The sequence below is a fragment of the Deltaproteobacteria bacterium genome (genome assembly GCA_026129095.1).
Taxonomy (GTDB): Bacteria; JAGRBM01; JAGRBM01; order JAGRBM01; family JAHCIT01; genus JAHCIT01.
This window is the reverse complement of record JAHCIT010000018.1, coordinates 21,729-28,826: the sequence shown is the minus strand read 5'-3', so window position 1 is coordinate 28,826 and position 7,098 is coordinate 21,729. Positions and strand designations below refer to the sequence as shown.

The 7,098-nt window shown below is 58.5% G+C and carries 4 protein-coding genes; 1 reads left to right on the top strand and 3 read right to left on the bottom strand.

Features of this window, described 5'->3' with window-relative positions:
- The 3 genes from KIT79_15785 to KIT79_15775 form a co-directional block, all read right to left on the bottom strand.
- The coding region (locus KIT79_15785) for an NgoFVII family restriction endonuclease (GenBank protein ID MCW5830767.1) at nt 1-1,665 on the bottom strand (1,665 nt) is incomplete at its 3' end.
- Nucleotides 1,666-2,859: 1,194 nt separating this feature from the next.
- On the bottom strand, nt 2,860-4,254 hold the full coding sequence (locus KIT79_15780; protein MCW5830766.1) for a sigma-54-dependent Fis family transcriptional regulator: 1,395 nt from the start codon (nt 4,252-4,254) through the stop codon (nt 2,860-2,862).
- Entirely contained in the window at nt 4,244-5,725 is a 1,482-nt protein-coding gene (locus tag KIT79_15775; GenBank protein ID MCW5830765.1) for a HAMP domain-containing histidine kinase, read from the bottom strand. The genes KIT79_15780 and KIT79_15775 overlap by 11 nt, the downstream gene beginning before the upstream one ends.
- Nucleotides 5,726-5,935: 210 nt before the next feature.
- Between KIT79_15775 and KIT79_15770 the strand changes: the two genes are divergently transcribed.
- A complete protein-coding gene (locus KIT79_15770; protein MCW5830764.1) occupies nt 5,936-7,072 on the top strand; it encodes an efflux RND transporter periplasmic adaptor subunit in 1,137 nt (378 codons plus the stop codon).
- Nucleotides 7,073-7,098: the final 26 nt, after the last annotated feature.

Below are 7,098 nucleotides of genomic sequence, written 5' to 3'. Positions count from 1 at the left end.
CCCCGCGCGGGAAAGGTCATCAAGTAGCCCTTCCTCTGCCTTGCTGGCCTTATGGCTTCCTTCCTTCACATAGGCGCCGAGTCCGTACCGAGGGAGTTCCAGCTTATTGATGATGTCGACGACTTTTTCCGAATAGAGCTGGGCGTACTGGTCGTTGATCTCGAACTTCTGCGTTTTTGGCAGCCGGTCCGGGAAATACGATCGCGTGCCGTCACCCAGCTCCAGATACTTCCTGCCGTTCTTAGGATCGGTTTTGGCGTAATGCTCTTTTACGAATCCCCGGGTACGGCGGATCAGAAACAGCCGCATGAGGTTGCGCCAGTCTTCGGAATACTCGCTCTTGTCGAACGCCTTCAGGGTCGTGGGATGGCACGAGTGCCTGGCGACAAATGCCTTATCGCCGCCGATCTGCCGTATCGCCCGCTCCGGCCGGATACCAAGATCATCCGTCTCGTTCATGAACAGACCGAGCTGACTGGAAAGATCCCGGTATTCCTTGTTGTACGGCGTCGCGGTCAGCAGAACGCACTGGCTCTCGTTCTCGTGAATATATTGCTGAAGCCTTTTAAACCGCTTGCCTTCGCGGTTTCTCAGATTGTGGCTTTCGTCGATGATAACGAGATCGTATGAGTGATTGATGCCATCCAGTTGTGTCAGAATTTCGCTCTGGGAGAGCACTCGCGCTGCGATCTTGAAATGCTCTGCGTATTCCTCCCACATTTTCTTCAGGTTTTTCGGACAGACAATCAGAATCCTCGACCGCTGATCTTCCTGGAAGACCTTCGCGAGGGCCGACGCGACCATCGTTTTGCCGAGGCCGACCACATCACCGATCATCACCCCGCCGTATTCGTTGACATGATAGGCGGCTATCTGAACGGCTTTCTCCTGAAACGGCAGGAGGACCCCACGGAATTCCTGTGGCAATGAAAACGTCCGGACGCCCTCGCGCGCCAGCTCCGACAGGTGGTAGGCCATTTTTAGGTAAATGAAGTAAGGGGGGATGATCTCTTCACTCGCCCAGCTATCCTCGATTGCCTGAATCAGCTCTTCCGAGACATCAAAGCATTTCGGATCGTTCCATCGATCATTGAACCACTGGAGCAGTTCAGCACATGCGACGTTTTCTTCAACCGTAACGTTTAGCTCACCCTGTTTCTCAAGCCCGGATCGCGTGAGGTTGCTACTGCCGACGACGGCATGGAACGGCTTTACGGAGTGATCGTAATGGAGAAGGTATAGCTTCGCGTGCAGCCGGTGAGGGTAAAGTTTTACCGAGACCTGCTTATTCTTGAGTTGCCGGTAGAGCTGCCGGAGTCCTGCTTCATCGACGTTGCTAAATGAACCGTAGGAAAGCTGCTCCCGTAAGCTCTTCGCCATTTCCCTGCGGAGTTCTTTCAACTCCTCCAGGCCGAGCAGGCTTTTCTTCGACATGCCATCGCCAATGATGTCGTCAATTTCCGCAGCGGCGCTGACGTGCATCCCGATCAGTAACCGGCAACGGTTTTCATCCGCGCCGGTCCACGCATCGAACGGTGACGCGATCCCCCTCCAACCGCGCAGGTTAAAGTAACCCACACAAAAATCCGCTCGCTTTGCGGATTTCAGCCAATCGTTCAGGTTTGGGAGGAGCTTCTTGTCGATATTATCGAGAATTGTCGGCACAGATCCCCTCCAACCGCCCATTCACCATCTACGCCAGAACGGTTTTTATAACCGAGCAACACAATGCCTTCAACTATTTCGAAAATTCTTTGGGCTATCCGTTGTTGATTTAGACTGCGGGAGCATCGCTTCTGCCCGTAACAGGATGTGTGTCGGTAAAGACGGGCTTCCGCAGAAAATGGCCTGACCCGTCCAATGCAACTGGCCCTGGTCTATCAATTAGGAACCGACTCTAAAGTCGGTCCCAATAACCCGGAAACGCGACAACCCATTCACCATCTCATGGCGGCTGCCGTGCCGTCTCATATGCCGCCTGACCTTCCCCCGACTGGACCGGTTATTAAGTCAGAGATTCCAAGGTGAGCGGCTCCTCGAAAACGAGAAGGAGCCAATGGCAATGGCATACCGCACTTCAGCCGAAGCAGTCAGCCTATAAACTCCATCGACGAGCCATGGCGGTTAGAAATCTCTCCGGTGACGGGCCGCCGCAGACGGCAGGTATCACCGAAAACTTGCCGCAGCCGAGGACCATATTGACTGGTGACGGACCAGCGGCGGCGTCTGGGTAAGTCCATAAGAGGCGAGCAGTTACACCGGAGGCGAACCCGGATCTATTCTGGCGCCGAAGCCGCCTGGGAGTAGGGGTGATGATCAGGTACCACCACCCACCACCGGCGAAACCTCAGTTGCCCGGATGAGCCACAACGCATTGAACTGGCTGGGATTTTCTCGGATGAGCCGACGGGCGGGCCTGAAATAACTTCACGAGCAGCGAGAAAACCCCCACCGAAGCCCTCTCCATACCCCCACCCGGTCCTCATCCAAGCCCCCACCTTCCAACCATCTATTTCTATTGGGAATAAACTGAAAAGTAGGGACTAGGTGGGGGCTTTTTGAGTTTTGCACCCGTTAGACCCCGGAGTTCTATCGAAGCCGGAAGCCCCCGGACACAACTGTGTCCTTTTCAGGGACACTGTTGTGTAAAGGGTCTGACGCTTAAGCGACAGCTAAGTTGTTGAAATGAGAAATCAGGCTGCGTCGTCTGCGGTCACAAGAAACTCTCTGATGAGTGCGTCGGTTTCGTTGATTTCACCCTGATGATCCAGATACAGGGTTCGAAGGCCGTCACCGGCGGCCCGCCAAGTCAGCAAAAACCGTGTTGAAAACTGGAAGATAGTTCTGGTGGTTGCGCTCTCATTCACCGGCCTTTGGTGATGACACCCGGCGGTAGAGTGTACGCCGGTCAATGCCCAGGATACGGGCGGCATGGGCGACATTGCCTTGCGTCTGCCTGAGAACCCGGCGGATATATTCATCCTCGACGGCGGCGAGGGGGAGTTCGCAAGCCTGGGCGTTATCCAGAAAGTCGCCCGCGGCATCGGGTTCCTTATTGATCCGTACGTCTTCGATCGACAGCGTGTCGTGCTCGGCAAGCACGACGGCACGCTCGATCGTATGTGCCAGTTCGCGCACATTGCCGGGCCACTGGTTGCCCAGCATCCAGCGCAGTGCCTCGACGGATATTCCCAGCAGGGCGCGGCCTGCCCTCTGGCAGGCCTGCTGCAGGAACCGGTCGATGAGCGGCTGGATATCTTCCGGCCGGTCACGCAGCGGCGGGATATCAATGCGGACAACATTCAGGCGATAGTAGAGATCCTGCCGGAACTGCCGGGCCTTTACAGCTACTTCAAGGGGCTGGTTCGTGGCGCAAATGATCCGTACATCCGCCTCTACCTCGGACTCGGCGCCAATGGGCCGGATCTTCCGGGTCTCGATCGCCTGCAGGAGCTTGGGCTGGATATCGAGCGGCATCTCGCCGATTTCGTCCAGAAAGAGCGTCCCGCCCATCGCCTGCTCGAACAGTCCGGAGCGGTCGCGCTGGGCGTCCGTGAATGCCCCACGCCGGGCACCAAACAGTTCGCTTTCGGCGAGGGTGCCGGGCAGGGCCGCACAGTTGACCTGAACAAAAGGACCATTCAGGCGGGCGCTCCGGTCATGGATATACCGGGCAAGCAGGCCCTTGCCAGCGCCACTTTCACCGGTAAGCAGGACATTGGCCGGACTCTGGGCTGCCCGGAGAGCGAGTGAGGCCACTTTCCGCATGGCCTCGCTGCGGGCCACTAGTTCCCCGGAGGCCGACTGCTCGGCCAGGGACGTATGGAGGCGGACCAGCTCGCGCCGCATCTGCCGTTCGCGAAGGGCCCGTTCGATGGCGTGCCGGAGTGTTTCGTGGCGGAACGGTTTGGTGATGAAGTCGGCGGCGCCGTTACGCAGGCACTGGACTGCCAGATCGATGCTCCCGAACGCGGTGATGACCAGAACGATCTGGCCGGGCTGCTGGCGGTGAATGGCCGCCATCAGATCCGGCCCGCGCATGCCAGGCATCTCCACATCGGTGAGGACCAGATCGAATGGCTCTTTCTGGATACGCCTGAGCGCGTCTTCCGGGCTCGTGGTCCCTGTTACCCGGTAGCCATCCTCTCCGAGGATTTCCGCCAGGTAATCAATCACGCCCGGGTCATCATCCACGGCGAGGATGCGGGCTCCGGCGGCGACGGTCTGGGTAACAGTGCTCACGTCAGGCTGCATCCTCCTGGGGAACAGGGAAGTATACGCGGAAAATCATCCCTGCAGGCTTATTGTTTGCAACCGTAATCCGTCCACCCGCCTCCTCGATAATGGATTTTACCACGGCGAGCCCGAGCCCCACGCCACCTGTATCCGGCCGGGTCGTATAAAACGCGTCGAAAATGCGGGACCGGTCAGCGGGTGCGATGCCCGATCCGCTATCCCTGACCTCAAGGCAAAGTGCGGGGCCGTCAGGACCGGTTCCATCAGTAGACGCTTGCGCTGTGAGGGAGATATTCACCGTTCCGCCCGGAGGAGTCGCATTGAGGGCATTCCGGACAAGATTGAGCACCACCTGTTCGATCTGGCTTTCGTCGCACCGGATAGAAGGGAGGTCTTTGGCGGCTTCCATGCCCAGGCGGATGCCGTTTCGTTCAGCTTCGTGAGACAGCAGGTCACAAATGGCGGTGACGGGCCGCCTCAAGTCGCTGTGTGCCATCTGGACAGGCCTGCGTTTCGCCAGTGAGAGGAGCTGGCTGACGATCTGGGTAATCCGCTCGCCCTGATGGGCGATGATCGAGGCATGGTGCCGCACCCGTTCCGGATCACAGTCCCGGTCGAGCATCGCCCGGGCACGGCCGACAATGACCTGGAGGGGTGAGCCGATCTCATGGGCGAGGCTGGCCGCCAGCTGGCCGACCGTGATCAGCTTGTCTGCACGCTCAAATCCCTGCTCGAGTTCATGGCGCCTGTCCACCTCCTGAAGCAGTTCCGTCCGTGCGTTCTGGAGCTCGACCAGCATCCGGTTGAACTCGACAGCGACCTCATGCATCTCGTCGCGGCGGCGTTCGGAATAAAATGACTGCAGATCACCCGACTGGACTCCCTGCATGGCAGACATGAGTTCATCGAGAGGGCGCTTGATATAGACCCGGCCCATGACGAGGCCGAAGCCTGAGGCCAGAATCACGAAAATGATCACGGAAAGTATGATGTCGCGGCGAGTGACGGACAGATCCTTTCGCATCTCTGTCAGGGGACGGGTGACAATGACTGCTCCCAGGTAACGGCCCGCTTCCGATTTCAGGGGGACGCCAACGGCCAGCAGATGGGGTGAGCGGTCATCGTCGAGCCGGACCACGTAGTCGCTCTCTTTCTGGACGTCGGCCAGCACATCCTTTGCAAAGGTGCTGACTTCGGTGGCATCCGCGGACATGGCGCGGAGCTGCCCCTGGGCATCAAAGACGAACACGTCTACCAGCGGTTCAACTTCCTCGATCTGCTGGATGGATTCCTCGATGTCCGATAGCTGCTGGTCGCGCAGGGCGTGCTCGGTCGCGGTCTGAAGAGTGTGGGTGAGCAGGCTGGTTTCCCGGTAAACAGCCTGGAGAAGATCCCGCTCTTCTTGTCGAACCAGATTGTAAGCATAAAGGCTGAACAGGATCAGTCCGATTCCGGTAAGGGCCAGCGTGATCTTTGCGGAAATCTTCATCGGTCGCAGATTTCAAAAATGCCACACCCAGTGACAGTTTTGTATGGGCCAGCAGGTTTTTGATCTATTGAAGTGCGGCATGCCTGCGTGCGCAAAATCCCCGAAAACCTTCATCGTTCTGTCAGTTTAATCGCATTGACCAATCTTAATCGGCAGGACCGGGTTGCTGGCCCGGCATGTGCTTCTCTTCTGGATGCAAGGATCATGGAAATGAAACAGTATAAATGTCTGTACACAGCCGTTGCGGGGGTTCTCCTGGTCACAGGGGCCGGATGTCAGCCATCACATGGGAATGCACATGCTGATGGGGCAGGAGAGATCCGGTCAGAGAGTGCCCGGTCCGGAACATCACTGGTGCGGGTTGCCGGGGCTGCACTCCGGTATATCCGGACGGTTGAGATCGAACCGAGCCAGGTCCGCAATACGGTGCATGGTCCGGGCCGTGTGGATTTCGCCGAAGGTGCCGTGGCCGATATTTCGGTGCCTGTGCCGGGCCGTATCACGCACCTCCATGCCAAGGTGGGAGAAACAGTAAGCCCGGGGGCGCCTCTGATCACGCTGGACAGTCCCACTGCCGCCCAGTTTCGCGCCGAATACAACATGATGAAAGCCCGGCTTTCAGTGGCGCGGGAATCGGTAGCCCGGCAACGGCGGCTGATGGAGCAGGGAATTGGGGTCGAGATGGAGCGGCTCGCTGCCGAAACCAGTCTTGTTGAGGCTGAATCGGCCTTTGCCCAGGCAGGGAAAGCTGTGGCGTTTCTTGGGTCCGGTTCAGGGTCTGAAGTGGTGGTCCGGTCTGCTATCGGGGGGACCGTTCTGGCACGCGACGTGATGGTCGGGGCGTTTGTGGACCCCGCCGGGGGACCGGCAATGAAGGTCGGAGATCCGGCCAGGCTGAGAGTGGTTGTAGATCTGTTCGAAAGGGATGTGGTGCACGTCCAGGCTGGCGCACCGGCGAAAATCGAAGTCACGTCGGTGGGTGCGGTCATTCACGGCACGGTGACGGCGGTGGGGGGAGCGGTGCTGACGGCCTCGCGCCGGGTTCCCGTCTTTATTTCCATCGACACGATAGACGCTCCCGTGCGTTCAGGGATGTACGTGAAGGCCGAGATACAATCGGCGCCGGCTGCCGGGTTCCTGCTGCCTGCAACGGCAGTGCTGATCAAGGATGGCGGACGCCAGATGGTGTATGTGGAGACAGCCCCAGGCGAATTCTCCCCCCGCTCGGTGGAAGTGGGGCCAGTTTACAACGGCAAGGTGAGGATCCTGAAAGGTCTCAGTGATGGCGACCGGGTCGCTGTCGAGGGCGCACTCTTGATCGACGGAGCCTCGACGCAACTGCTCTGAACCGGCTCCGGCTGTTCCGGAACAAC